This window comes from Kitasatospora sp. NPDC101176 (assembly GCF_044768035.1).
Taxonomy (GTDB): Bacteria; Actinomycetota; Actinomycetes; order Streptomycetales; family Streptomycetaceae; genus Kitasatospora.
The window spans coordinates 151216-163843 of the sequence record NZ_JBIWPA010000011.1; the positions used below are offsets into that span (position 1 = coordinate 151216).

12 protein-coding genes are annotated in these 12628 nt (G+C 76.1%); 4 read left to right on the forward strand and 8 right to left on the reverse strand.

What is annotated here, in order from left to right; all coding sequences use genetic code 11:
* Positions 1 to 73 precede the first annotated feature (73 nt).
* Positions 74 to 325 carry a hypothetical protein gene (locus tag ACIRS1_RS18130; protein ID WP_360218184.1) on the forward strand — a complete coding sequence of 84 codons (252 nt, stop codon included), beginning with the start codon at positions 74 to 76 and terminating at the stop codon, positions 323 to 325.
* An 83-nt stretch (positions 326 to 408) separates the two neighbouring features.
* Here the strand turns inward: ACIRS1_RS18130 and ACIRS1_RS18135 are convergent, their stop codons facing one another.
* Both ACIRS1_RS18135 and ACIRS1_RS18140 read right to left on the reverse strand, forming a co-directional pair.
* The gene (locus ACIRS1_RS18135; protein WP_396317432.1) at positions 409 to 1155 is read right to left on the reverse strand and encodes an RDD family protein; all 747 of its coding nucleotides are present in this window, start codon (positions 1153 to 1155) and stop codon (positions 409 to 411) included.
* A gap of 99 nt (positions 1156 to 1254) precedes the next feature.
* The gene (locus ACIRS1_RS18140) at positions 1255 to 2886 is read right to left on the reverse strand and encodes an RDD family protein (protein ID WP_402840703.1); all 1632 of its coding nucleotides are present in this window, start codon (positions 2884 to 2886) and stop codon (positions 1255 to 1257) included.
* 563 nt (positions 2887 to 3449) lie between these two features.
* Here ACIRS1_RS18140 and ACIRS1_RS18145 point away from each other — a divergent pair.
* Positions 3450 to 3893, forward strand: a complete 444-nt coding sequence (locus tag ACIRS1_RS18145) for an SsgA family sporulation/cell division regulator (RefSeq protein ID WP_402840706.1) — start codon at positions 3450 to 3452, stop codon at positions 3891 to 3893.
* Between the two features lie 194 nt (positions 3894 to 4087).
* Here ACIRS1_RS18145 and ACIRS1_RS18150 read toward each other — a convergent pair whose 3' ends face one another.
* The 4 genes from ACIRS1_RS18150 to ACIRS1_RS18165 form a co-directional block, all read right to left on the reverse strand.
* Positions 4088 to 5488, reverse strand: a complete 1401-nt coding sequence (locus ACIRS1_RS18150) for a glycosyltransferase 87 family protein (RefSeq protein ID WP_387901519.1) — start codon at positions 5486 to 5488, stop codon at positions 4088 to 4090.
* A gap of 210 nt (positions 5489 to 5698) precedes the next feature.
* On the reverse strand, positions 5699 to 7300 hold the full coding sequence (locus ACIRS1_RS18155) for a cellulose binding domain-containing protein (RefSeq protein ID WP_402840710.1): 1602 nt from the start codon (positions 7298 to 7300) through the stop codon (positions 5699 to 5701).
* Positions 7301 to 7576: 276 nt separating this feature from the next.
* Positions 7577 to 8995, reverse strand: a complete 1419-nt coding sequence (locus ACIRS1_RS18160; RefSeq protein ID WP_387901602.1) for a sensor histidine kinase — start codon at positions 8993 to 8995, stop codon at positions 7577 to 7579.
* Between the two features lie 17 nt (positions 8996 to 9012).
* On the reverse strand, positions 9013 to 9717 hold the full coding sequence (locus ACIRS1_RS18165) for a response regulator transcription factor (protein WP_360218202.1): 705 nt from the start codon (positions 9715 to 9717) through the stop codon (positions 9013 to 9015).
* A 132-nt stretch (positions 9718 to 9849) separates the two neighbouring features.
* Here ACIRS1_RS18165 and ACIRS1_RS18170 point away from each other — a divergent pair, with 132 nt between their 5' ends.
* Entirely contained in the window at positions 9850 to 10416 is a 567-nt protein-coding gene (locus tag ACIRS1_RS18170; protein WP_402840713.1) for a hypothetical protein, read from the forward strand.
* A 57-nt stretch (positions 10417 to 10473) separates the two neighbouring features.
* Here ACIRS1_RS18170 and ACIRS1_RS18175 read toward each other — a convergent pair whose 3' ends face one another.
* Positions 10474 to 11004, reverse strand: coding sequence for a VOC family protein (locus ACIRS1_RS18175; RefSeq protein ID WP_360218208.1), 531 nt, complete (start codon positions 11002 to 11004; stop codon positions 10474 to 10476).
* Between the two features lie 209 nt (positions 11005 to 11213).
* On the opposite strand from ACIRS1_RS18175, the gene ACIRS1_RS18180 reads away from it, so the two are divergent.
* Positions 11214 to 11786 (forward strand): Lrp/AsnC family transcriptional regulator, encoded by a 573-nt coding sequence (locus ACIRS1_RS18180; protein ID WP_360218211.1) that lies wholly within the window; start codon positions 11214 to 11216, stop codon positions 11784 to 11786.
* Positions 11787 to 11819: 33 nt separating this feature from the next.
* On the opposite strand, the gene ACIRS1_RS18185 is transcribed toward ACIRS1_RS18180, so the two are convergent.
* Positions 11820 to 12626, reverse strand: a complete 807-nt coding sequence (locus tag ACIRS1_RS18185) for a S16 family serine protease (RefSeq protein ID WP_360218214.1) — start codon at positions 12624 to 12626, stop codon at positions 11820 to 11822.
* Positions 12627 to 12628 lie beyond the last annotated feature (2 nt).

The following is a 12628-nucleotide window of genomic DNA, read 5'->3' on the forward strand; positions in this document are numbered from 1 at the left end:
CCCTTGCCGGGTAGGACTCCTGGAGCCGGCAGTGTTCCGCCCGTTCCCCCCGACGTGCGAAGGAGCCCCCGTCATGCCGCGTCCGTCCGCCGCCCAGTACTGCCTTGGTTCGTTCACCGTCGTCGCCGCCACGGTGGCGCTGCTGGCCGTCTCGGGCGCCACCGGCGCCCTGGAGGTCGCGGTGCTGGTGGGTTTCGCGCTGGCGCTCGGCACCGTGGTGACGGTGTTGGCGGTGGCCGTGTCCGGACGCTCCGACCGGTCTGCGGGGGCGGCGCACGCGGCGCCCCCGGCTGCTGCCGGGCGCGAGTACGCCCGGCAGCGCTGATCCGCCGCCGGGCGTCGCGGGCCGGGCCGGTAGGGCCGGGCCGGTCGGACCGGTCAGGGCCGGCCCGGGCCGGCCCGGGCCGGTCAGAGGGTGGTGACGACCACGGTCTTCGCGGCCTTGTCGTGGATGCACTGCCGGTAGGGCTTGTCGAAGACGCCGAACAGGCCGTCGATGACCCACCAGAGGGCGGCGCAGCAGAGCACGGCGGGGAGGATGAAGACCGCGGAGCGGGTCCAGGCGGCTGACTGGGTGGGGACGTTCCCGTCGATCAGCATGGCGACGCGGATGTGCATCGCCTTCTTCCCGAGGCTCTGGCCGTCCCGGCCGACCATCAGGGCGTCGTAGACCAGCCAGATGGCGCAGGCCAGCCAGAAGGAGCCCGCCGAGCCCGAGCGGTCGCCGAGGCTGGCGAAGGGCGCGACGATGATCACGGCGACGGCCTGGACCAGCAGGTAGTCGATGAACCGGGCGAGGATCCGCTTGGGCCAGGTGCCGAGCGGCGGCATGCCGGGGACGGGTCCGGCGCCGGGGGTCCCGTAGCCGGCGGGGCCGTAGCCGGGCGGGGGCTGGTCGTAGGGGGACTGCCCGTAGGGGTTCTGGCCGTAAGGGGTCTGACCGTACGTCGGGCCGCCGTAGGTGCCGCCGTACGCGCCGGGGCCGTCGGCCGGGCCCCCACCGGACGGGCCGCCGGCGGGGGGTGGGGCCGACGACGGGTCGGGGTCCGACGGGCGGCCTTCCGGCGTGCCGCCGCCCGGCTGCGGGGGCTGCTTGTCGGAGGAGGGCTGACCGCCCCCCTCCGGCTGGGGGCCTGAGGGGTCGTGGGTGCTCATCCCCCGAGTAGAACATCATGAATTCTTGCGCTTTGGCACATTCTGTCCGTTTTGTCGGCAGCGGCCGGAATGGGCCACCCGGCCCGCCGCCGGCGGCGCTCAGCCGCGGACCACCCGGGTACGGGCCGCGAGGTCCTGCCAGCCGCGCCGGGCCGCACGGTCGAACACCGGCCAGACCAGCCCGAGCAGCAGCACGAGTCCGAGCAGCCGGACGGCCCACCGCAGCAGCGAGCGGCCGAGGCCGAGACCGGTCCGGCCACCGGTGGCGGCGGCGTCCACCACCCGGATCCCGGTCAGTCGCTTGCCGAAGGTCTGGCCGGTCCGCGCGGTCGGCAGCACCTCGTAGAGCAGGCCGACGAAGAGCAGGATGCCGAGCAGGACGGCGATCTTGCCCACCACCACGTCGTCCACCAGCCAGACCTGGACCTGGCGATGGGTGAGGGCACTGGCCATCCGGGCCTGGTCGAGCTTCTGCCGGATGTGCTCGGAGACCGAACCGCCGAGCGGGATGCCGGCGGCGACGGCGACCACCAGCAGGACAGCGGTGTCCACCGCCCGCGCGGCCAGCCGGCGCCCGAGCCCGGCCGGGCCGGCCGGGGCCTGGCGGCGGCGGGCGGCGGCCGTCCTGGCCGGGCGCGCGGCGGACCGCGAGGCGGCGGGGGTCGGCGCGACCGCGGCCTTCGGTACGGCGACGGACTTCGCGGCGGCCGCGGAATGCGCGGCGGCTGCCGACTCCGGCGCAGCGACGGACTTCGGCGCAGCGACGGACTTCGCGGCAGCGACGGACTTCGCGGCGGTGACGGACTTCGGGGCGGTCACGGGTTCGGCGACGGTGACGGCCACGGGCTCGGGCGCAGGCTCGCCCCGGGTGGCGCGCTCCGCGTCGCGGGCCGCGGGTACGGGCGGAACGACGGACCCGGCGACGGCCGGTGGCGCCGACACCTCCACGGCCGGGGGGCGGCCGCCCCCCGGGACGGCAGCAACCGGAGCACGCTCACCCTCCGCGCGCCCCTCCTCCCCCTCGGACGCCCCCGGAAGCACCCCCCAGGAGACCCAGCGCGCCGACCCGCCGGTCTCCATCAGCCCGGGCTGCGCCCGCGGGTCGACCTGCCAGCCGGGCACCGCCGGCTCCGCCTCCGCCAACGCCCCCGCCGCCCGCAGCTCTGCCGGGAACGCTCCGACCGGCGGCACACCTGCCGACGGCACGCCCGCCGAGAGACCTCCCGCCGAGAGACCTCCCGCCGAGGGACCTCCCACCGACGGCACGCCCCCCGGCACCGGTCCGGCCGGCGGCCCGGCCGCGACCGGCTGCTCGCCGGGCCCGGCACCGCCCCCCGCCGGACCGACCGTCCGGAACACCGGCCCGCCGATCACCTCCGCCACCCTCGGCCCGAGGACGAACGACGCCCCGCCCGTGGTCTGGTCCAGGTAGACCGGCCCGGTGTCCTCGCCCCGGGCCCGGGCGGGCCCTCCGCCGGGCGGCTCCGGCGCGACCGCCGCCGGGACCACCGGAGGTGGCACCACCCGGGCCCCCGCGGGTGCGGCCCGCCGGGCCGCGTACCGGGGCGGTTCCAGCACCTCGCCCGGCGCCGGGGCGGGCCGGCTGGTGCCCGGCACCCACGCGGCACCGCCCCAGTAGCGGACGAAACCGGGGATGGAGGGGTCGGGGTAGTAACCGGGCTCGGGTCCGACGGCCGGGTCGCCGGCGGCGGCGAAGGGGCGGTCCGTCATGGCGGGTCTTCTTTCCTGGCGGGTCCTGGCCGGCGCCGGCGGGTCCTGGCGGACGGCGGCTCGGCCCTGGTGGGTTCCTTGCGGGTTTCCTCGCGGGTCGTCTGGCGGGCTTCCTGGCGCTCTTCCGGTGGTTCCTGGCGGTTCGTGCTGGGCCCGGGCGGCTCCGGGCGGCTCCGGGCGGCTCCCGGTGCCCTCCGGCCCGGCCGGCCGGCCTTCCGCGGGGCCGGGACGGTACGCCCGCCCGGTGCGCCCGGGAGCCTCCCGGCGCGCGCGGGCACCACCGATAGGCGGACAGTCGCCGGGCAGTCACAAAGGGTAGTGCCTCGTCGGGGCGGCGACGGGAAGTTGGCGAATACCCGGACAGCGGTGGGCCGTCCGGGGTAAGAGCGGCCGTACGGTCCCGGCGCGCGAGGGTGGCCGTGCGCCGCGCGGTCGGCCGTTCACCACCTCGCGCTGAACTTTCCGGGGAAAACCCGGTAACCCGTGTAAGAACCGCGGCGGAGCGGCCTCTCCCCATCGGCGGGCCCGGAACCGGGCAGCCGACGACAGAGAGGAAGACGATCATGGAGCGCCCCACCGGCGTCGTCGAGCACGAGCTGGAGCTCAACCTGGTGCTCTCCCCCGAGCACAGCGTCCCCGTGCCGGCCCGGCTGTCCTACGGCAGCCACGACCCGTACGCGGTGCACATCACCTTCCACCTGGACACCGGCTCGCCGGTGACCTGGGTGTTCGCCCGCGAGCTGCTGGTCGAGGGCACCTTCCGGCCCTGCGGCCAGGGCGACGTGCGGATCTGGCCCACCACCCCCCAGCCCTCGGCCGGGGGCGCCGCCAAGGGCCGGCGCAGCGTGCTCTGCCTGGCGCTGAGCTCCCCCGCCGGGGACGCGCTGCTGGAGGCGCCGCTGCCGGTCGTCGCGGCCTGGCTGGAGCGGGCGCACCGGCTGGTCCCGCCGGGCAGCGAGATGGCCGCGCTGGACATGGACGGCTCGCTCGCCGACCTGCTCGCCTGAGCGTGCGCGCACCGACCGCACCCGCGCCGGACGCAGTCAGGACGGCTGCAGCACGGACCGGCGCAGCACGGACGGCCACAACCGGGCCGCGCGATCCGGACGACGGCACCCCGGACGACGACGGCCCCGGCCGCCCCGGCGGCCCGGACCACGACGGCCGCCCGGACCACGACGGGAGCGGCGCCCCCGCCGGCTCAGCGGGCCGCGGGGGCCTGCTGACGGCCGCGGGCGGCGTCCGGTCCGCCACCGCCGCGCTGCCCGGGCAGCCGGACCAGCGGGGCACCGGCGGAGCGCCGCCGTGCCCTTATCCGGATGGCGGCGGCGAGCAGGAAGCAGAGCCCGACCCACGGGTAGACCGAGGTGGGCAGCTGGCGCAGCGGCCCCATGTGCAGCACGGCCACCCCGAACGGCTTGGCCGCCCACATGGCGAAGGAGAGGAAGGCGACCAGCGTCGCCCAGAAGGCGGCGCGCCAGCGCAGTCGGCGGACGGCGGCCGGGCGGGCGTGCTCGACGGACGCCTCGGCGGCCAGCAGGACGAGCACCGGCACGCACCAGACCCAGTGGTGGGTCCAGCTGATCGGCGAGATCAGCACGGCGGTGACGGCGGCGCAGCAGACGCCCCAGGCCTCGGACCGGGGCAGCCAGCGGGCGCTGCGGGCGGCCCAGGCGGCGACGGCGAGGCCGGCCACCGCGACGAGCCCGCCGGCCAGGGTGGCCAGGGTGCCGGGCTCGGCGGCGTGCAGCAGTCGGGCCAGGGCGCCGCGCAGGGACTGGTTGTCGACGATGTACGTCTTGCCGACGCGGGACGAGTCGTAGAGGTACTCGGTCCAGAAGCCCCAGGTGGCGTCGGGGAGGACGAGGGCGCCGATCAGGAAGGTGCCGAGGAAGGTGAAGCCGGCCACGAAGGCCGCCCGGATCCGGCCGGTGACCAGCAGGTAGACGGCGAACAGTCCGGGAGTGAGCTTGATGCCGGCGGCGATGCCGATCGCCACGCCCTTGCTGCGGCGGCCGTCCGGGCGGGTGAGGTCCCAGAGGATCAGGCAGGCGAGCGCGAGGTTGATCTGGCCGTACCGGAGCGTGGTGAAGACGGGTTCGAGCCAGACTCCGCAGCCGGTCACCAGGATCACGCCGATCGGCCGCAGTTCGCGGCGCGGCCAGCCGACCAGCTTGAAGGACAGGTGGGTCAGCAGCGCCAACAGCCCGAGGTTGCCGAGAGTGATCGCGACCCGGAGGAACGGGACCGGGAACCAGGTGGTCGGCACGAACAGCATCGCCGCGAACGGCGGGTAGGTCGCGGGGAGGTTCCACTCGGTGACGCGCAGCGCGTACAGGTCGGTGCCGTTGGCGACGGCGGCGCCCTCGGCCCGGTAGACGATCATGTCCACCATCGAGGTGTGGACGAAGTGACGGACCACTGCGTACACGACCAGGGACAACAGGGCCAGGCCCGAGGCGGCCAGCAGCGGTCGGCGGGGGGCCTCGCGCAGGGCGCGGACGGGGGTGCCGAGCGCGTCCCGCAGACGGTCCGACAGGGGGGCGGGCGCGGAGTCGGGTGCGGTCCGCACCGGGCTGCGCTCGTCTTGTACCGCTGTCACCTGTCCACTCCGTCCACCGTCCGACCAACCGCCGACGATACCGGATGCGGGGCGGCCCGGCCTGGGCAGGATCGGTGACTCAGCGTGACGAAGCGACCCGGCCGGCCGCGCTCCGTTGCGGGCGGAGCACGGACGGCCGGGTCCGGGAGGGGAGGTCGGTCACGCCGGTCCGGGGCCCGGGCGGGGCCCCGGACGGCGCCGGGGGTGCGGTCAGCCCGTGTAGGCGCCCAGGGCCCGGGTGAAGTCCAGCGGCTGCTGGACGATGCTGCTGCAGGTGGCGTCGGCGTAGGCCTTGGCGCCGCCCTCGCAGGCCTTGTCCCGGGTGCCGGACCACATGGCCAGCCAGGCGAGGTGCTTGCTGCCGGCGAACTCGGCGAGCTGCTTGGCGTCGGCGACGGTGAAGACCTCGCTGGCGACGTCGTTGACGCCGATCATCGGGGTCACCGCGACCTTGCGCCAGGCGGCCGCGTCGTCCAGCCCGAGCACGCTCTTGACCTGGGCCTGGGTGGCGGTGGCCGCGGCGATCGCGTACGTGCCCATCTGGCCCTGCGGGTTCGGGGCGACGCCGTCGCCGAAGTCCATGGCCATGATGTTGACCGCGCCGACCGCGACACCGTTCTTCTTGGCGTCGGCGATCAGGTTGACGCCCTCCTGGGTCAGGCCGGAGGGCAGCGCGGGCAGGGTGAAGGAGACGTCGAGGGCCTTGCCCTTGGCGGCCGCGTTCTTCTGCAGCTGGGCGACGGCCTGGGCCCGGCGGGTGTTGGCGGCGGTGTCGGCGATCGCGCCGCCCTCGACGTCGAAGTCGACCTTGGTCAGCCCGTAGGCGTCGACGGTCTTCTGGTAGGCGGCGGTCAGGTCGGCGGTGGAGCCGCAGGCGAGCGCCAGCTCGCTGCCGTTGGCGCCGCCGAAGGAGACCCGGACGTCGCCGCCGATCGCCCGCAGCGCGCCGATCTGGGCGGCCACCGCGTCGGCGGACAGGTCGCTGACCCCGCCCCACTTGGGCACGCAGCCGCCGCCGGAGACCACGAAGGCCAGGTTGACGTTCCTGACGCCGGTCGCCTTGGCGGTGGCGACCAGGTCGTACGGCGGGTAGAGCGAGGTGTCGACGTACGGGGCGAAGCCGGCCCCGGCGGCCGGGGGTACGGGCACACCGGTCGCCGTGGGGGTGGCGGTCGGGGTGGGGGTCGGCGCCGGGGTGGTCGGCTTCGCCGTGGCGGTCGGGCTGGGCTTTCCGGTCGGGCCGGCCGTCGCCGTGGGGGTGGCGGTGGCCGTGCGGGTGGCGGTGGCGGTCGCGGTCGGCGCGGGGGTGGGCGTCGAGGTCGCGGTGGGACGGCCGGAGGGCGTGGGTGCCGGGCCGTCCCCGCCCTTGCAGGAGGTGTTGTTGATGAGGCAGTTCGCCGGCTCGGTCTGTGCGGCGCCGGCGCCCTGGGCGACGAAGCCGACCACCACGCTCCTGCCGGGCTCCAGCCGCTTGCTCCACGCCTCCGGCCTGACGGTGACGTGCTGGCCGGCGGCGGTGAAGGTGGCGTTCCAGAGCGAGTCGATCTTCGCGCCGGCCGGGAGGTCGAAGCTGAGCGTCCAGTCCTCGATCGGGTGGCTGTCCGGGTTGGTGACCAGGTACTGGCCGGTGTAGCCGGCGTCCCAGCTGCTGGTGCGGCTGTAGACGGCGCCGAGCGAGGCGGCGCTGGCCGAGGAGGCGAGGACCACCACGCCGCCGGCGACGAGTGCGGCGGCGACCGCCGAGGCCCCGATGATCGTGCCCTTGCGGCTGCGCCAGCGGCGGCCTCGGCGGCTGTCGGGCTGGGTCGTCATGGCGCGTTACCTCCGCGGGTGCCTTGCGGTCGGCCGCCGTCCGGACACGGGTGCGTACGGACTTCCGGGCGGCCGGCCCGGCTCGGTCGGGCGACCGGCGGGACCGACGCTAGCGGCGGGCCGGGGCCCGAACCGGCGGGCTGAGCGAGGGGTAGTGCTCCCTTAGGGCGGGCTTAAGGAAGATCCGTCCGCGGGCCGCCCGCGGGGGCCGGTCTGCACACCGCCCCCGCGGCGGGCGCGCAGCATCCCCACGGCAGCTCCCCGGCTGCCGCACCGTCACCGCTGGAACAGCGCCCCCCGGTTGCGCCGCCGGACGGGCCGCGCCTGCGCCGTGTGGTCCGGGCGGCTCAGCAGCCGCAGCCGGATCTCCGCGCCCCCGAGCACGGCCGAGCGGCCGAGCGCCAGGTCGCCGCCGGTGGACTCGGTGAGCTTGCGGACGATGTCCAGGCCGAGGCCGGTGGAGCCGTCGCCGCCGTGGCCCGCGCCGCGCTCGAGGGCGGCGGCCGGGTCGCTGAACCCGGGGCCGGCGTCGCCGACCAGCACGATGACCGAGCTGTCGGTGGCGAGCACGTCGACGGAGAAGGCGGTGCCGACGGCGGTGTGCCGGAAGACGTTGCCGAGCAGCGCGTCGACGGCGGCGGCGAGGTCGGCGCGCTGGATCGGGACGGGTGCCGCCCGGTCGGCGCCGGCGAGTTGCCAGCGGCGTCCCTCGTCCTCGGCCAGTGCGGACCAGAACCCGACCCGCTCGCGGATCACCTCGGCGACGTCGCAGCCGACGGCCACGGCGGGCGCGTCCTCGGGGGCGCGGCGGGCCGAGCGGATGATCTGGTCGACCTCGCGCTCCAGTTGGGAGACCGCGTGCCGGGTGGCGTCGGCGGCGTCGCCCTCGCCGAGGGAGGCGGCGTTGAGCCGCAGCACGGTCAGCGGGGTGCGCAGCCGGTGGGACAGGTCGGCGGCCAGTTCCCTTTCGGCGGCGAGGAGTTGGACGACCCGGTCGGCCATCGTGTTGAACGCGTGGGCGGCCTCGCGCAGTTCCTCGGGGCTGCCGGCCGCCTGCCGGCCGTCCACCGGGACGCGGACGGCGAGGTTGCCCGCGCCGAGCGAGCGGGCGGCGCCGGCCAGCCGGCGGGCGGAGGCGACGATCCGGGTGCCCATCCGGTCGGCGACCAGGACGGCGATGGCGACGAGGGCGAGCGCGACCCCGGAGAGCACCAGCCAGGCGGTGGAGACGCCCCGGGTGAGGTCGCCGTCGGCGACGAACACCTCGACCACGGCGGTGCGCCCGGTGTCCACCGCGACCGGCTGGAGCAGCGCGTACCCGCCGGGCACCTCGACGGTGAAGGAGCGGCCCTGCCCGCCGGCGGTGGACACGTCGCCGGCGGCGGCCCGGGCCTCGCCGATGGTGGGGCCGCCGGGGCCGCCCACCCCGGGCGGTGCGGCGGCGGCCGTCGGGGCGGGCAGGTGGACGGCCATCCGGCCCTGTCCGCCGGCGTCGGTGCTGGCCAGGGCGCGGTTGATGGCGTCCTGGTCGGTGGTGATGGCGAGGGCCGGGCCGAGTGCGGCGGCCTGCCGCTCGGCGGCGGTGAACGCCCGGTCCCGGGCGGTCTGCTGGACCATCAGGCCGAGCGGGATGAGGAAGGCCAGCGCGACCATGGTGGTCCCGGCGACGGCGGCCTTGATCAGGGCCCAGCGCAGCGAGCGTCCGAACCGCCTCATGTCCGGTGCTCCGCGGGGCCCCCGGAGGGCTCCAGCCGGACGCCGACGCCCCGGACGGTGTGCAGGTAGCGGGGGTTGGAGGCGGTCTCGCCGAGTTTGCGGCGCAGCCAGGAGAGGTGGACGTCGATGGTCTGGTCGCCGCCGTAGGTCTGCTGCCAGACCTCGGCGAGGATCTCCTTGCGCGGCACGACCACGCCGGGCCGCCCGGCGAGGAAGGCCAGCAGGTCGAACTCACGGCGGGTCAGGTCGAGCGCCCGCCCGTCCAGCGCGGCCTCCCGCCGCTGCAGGTCGATGGCGAGTCCGCCGACCCGCAGCACCTGGGCGGCGGGGGCGGCGCCGCCGCCGAGCCGGCGCAGCACGGCGGCCATCCGGGCGCTGAGGTGTTCTCCGGAGAAAGGTTTCACCAGGTAGTCGTCGGCGCCGTCGTTGAGCAGCCGGACGATCTCCGCCTCGTCGTCCCGGGCGGTGCAGATGATCACCGGCACGTTGGTCAGGCCCCGGATCATCTTGAGCGCCTCGCTGCCGTCCAGATCCGGCAGGCCCAGATCGAGGATCACCAGGTCGCAGCCGACCTGGGCGACCTCCCGCAGCGCCTCGAGTGCCGTGCCCACGCTGCGGACCGCATGACCGGTGTCGGTCAGGTGCCGGATGAGGGCGGAACGTACGAAGGGGTCGTCCTCGACCACGAGCACTGTTGCCATGGCCCTGCACGGTACGCCATCGGCGGTCAGTGGTCTGTACCTCGGGGTGGCCCCGGACACCGGGCAACTCCCCCGGGGGACACCAGGGGTGCCCGCCCGCACCGGCCCGGAGTACGGCAGGATGAGCGGACGATGCGGAACGGACTGGTACAGCTCGGCGCCTGGGCGGCGGCCACCGGGGCGGCGGTGGCGCTGTCCTGGTTCGGCGTGCACGCGGTGCTGACCGGCGCCGCGTTCGAGCAGCCGACGGCGCTGCCGCTGCCCTCGCCGACGGCCGACGGCACGCCGTTCACCGCGACCGTCACCCCGGACCCGGGCCGCCCGGGCACCCCGACCGGGACGCCCGCCCCGCCGGCCTCCCCGACCGCCGCCGGCACCGGCCCGACGCACGGCCCGGCCCCCGTCGCCACCACGGCGGCCACCCCCGCCGGGGCCCCGTCGGCCACCCGGCGGCCCACGCCCGCCACGACCCCCACGTCGTCGGTGAAGAGCTACCCGGTGCCGGGCGGCAAGGTCGCCCTGGACATCCGCCCGGACAAGGCCTCGCTGGTCTCCGCCACCCCGGATCCGGGCTGGCAGATGCAGGTCTGGAACGGCGACCAGTGGATGCGGATCGACTTCACCAAGGGCGAGCAGGCCAACTCGGTCTTCGTCTACTGGAACGGGCACCCGCCCGTGGTGGAGACGGCGGTCCGCTGAACCCGCCGCACCGGGCCCCGCCGGACCCGCCGGGCCCCGTCCGGGCTCACCGGGCCCTCACCAGGCCTCGAACGGCAGGTAGCCGGGCAGGTACGGCCCGCCGTAGCGGGACCGGTCGACCAGCGTGTGCCTCGTCCCGCCGGGCACCCCGATGGTCGCCAGCACCACCGTGCCGAAGCGGTCCCGCGCCTCGTACGGCTCGGCGAGCGACAGCGCGCCCCGGTCCACCGCGTAGTCGTAGGCGTAGTACACGTCGGGCACGCTCACCGAGAGGTCCAGCACGCCGTCCCCGTGCCGGGCCAGGTACCCGGCCAGCTCCCGCCCGCGCGGGCCGATCACCTGGACCAGCGAGGTGAGCACGATCCGCGTCCCGGGTGCGCTCAGCACGTAGGAGACCGTCTCCGGCTCCCCGGTCTCCGGCCCGGCGTAGGCGGTACATCGCAGTCCGAGTGCGGCGGCGTAGCGGTGGGCGGCCCGCTCGGCGTCGCCGACCGCGAAGACCACCGCGTCGGCGCGGCCCGTCGGAAGGGGGTCGGTCTCCCCCGGGCCGGCGGTGAGCAGGACGGGTTCGGCGGCGGTCTCGGTCATGTCGGCCCTCCCGGTAGGCGTACGGGACCACGTGGACCACGTGGGGCCCGCGCGCCGGGGTGGGGCCCGGCGCACGGGGTCGTGGCTGGAGGGTGGCGCCGAGCCGACCTGCGCGCAACTGTTCCGTTTCCTCCTGGTCAAGCTGTGCGCCGGGGCGGGAGAATCGGCGGCGCCGCTGTACAGAATGCCCATCGGAGGACGGAGCCGCGATGCCCCCCGCCCACTCCCCGAGCTCCTCAGGCTCGCCCAACTCCCCCGCCCCGCAAGGCGCTTCGGCCGGCGCCGGCCCCGGAGCGGGGCCGGGTGGCGGGAACGACGCGATCGACGCGCTGGACGGCCGGCTGATCCGGCTGCTGGCGGAGGAGCCCCGGATCGGGGTGCTGGAGTGCTCGCGCCGGCTCCAGGTCGCCCGCGGCACCGTGCAGGCCAGGCTCGACCGGCTGCAGGCCAAGGGGGTGATCGGCGGCTTCGGCCCGGAGGTGGACCCGGCCGCCCTCGGCTACCCGGTGACGGCCTTCGCGACCCTGGAGATCTCGCAGGGCCAGGGCGCCGACGTGCGCGCCCACCTGGCGAGCGTGCCGGAGGTGCTGGAGCTGCACACGATCACCGGGGCCGGGGACATGATGGTGCGGATCGTGGCCCGCTCCAACGCCGACCTGCAGCGGGTGATCGACCGCGTGGTGGGCTTCGACGGGATCGTCCGCTCGTCCACCGCGATCGCCCTGGAGAACCCGGTGCCGTACCGCATCCTGCCGCTGGTGGACCAGGCCGCGGCCGAGTAGGCCGGCCCGGGGCGCCTCCGGAGCCCCGCCGCGTCAGCAGCCGGGGACGCTCCCCCCGCTCTTCAGCGCCTCCAGCGCCGAGACCGCCTCGCCGAGCGTGCCGACCGGCACCAGCCGCAGCCCTGCCGGGGTGTTCACCTTGGCGTCCGCGCACTCGTCCTTGGGCAGCAGGAACACGGTCGCGCCGTCCCGGGCGGCCGCCTGCGTCTTCAGCGGGACGCCGCCGACCGCGCCGACGACGCCCTGGTCGTCGATGGTCCCGGTGCCCGCGATCTTGAGCCCGCCGGTGAGGTCGCCGCCCTTGCCGTCGCCGGCGAGCTTGTCGACGATGCCCAGGGCCAGCATCTGGCCGGCGCTCGGGCCGCCCACGTCACCCAGGTCGATCTTGACCTTCACCTGGTCCGGCGAGAGGTGCAGGTAGTCCAGCGCCGCGGTGGTGGCGCTGTCCTGCGACTCGGCCATCTGCTGGGCGGTCACCTGCTCGGCCTTGGCCGGGTCGCCCTGCGGGTAGACGGTGTCGGTCGGGCGCACCGCCTCGTCCCGGTCGAACCAGGCCTGCAGGGCGCGCCGGAACGTCGTCTCCTCGCCCGGGTTGGTGGCCGAGATGGTGACCATCCGCAGCTCGCCCTCGGTGGTGCGCAGCGGCGCCCCGGTGATGGTGATCACGGGCTTGCCCTGGTAGGTGCCGAGGGTGTCCGCGGTCAGCCCGGGCCAGGTGAGCGTGTACGGCAGCGGGACGAACGCCGCCACGCCGAACAGCGCGGTGACCAGCAGGCCGCAGAGCGCGAGCGCGCGGGTGCGCGGGGAGGTCAGGGCCTCGGGGAGCTTGGTGTCGGACACAA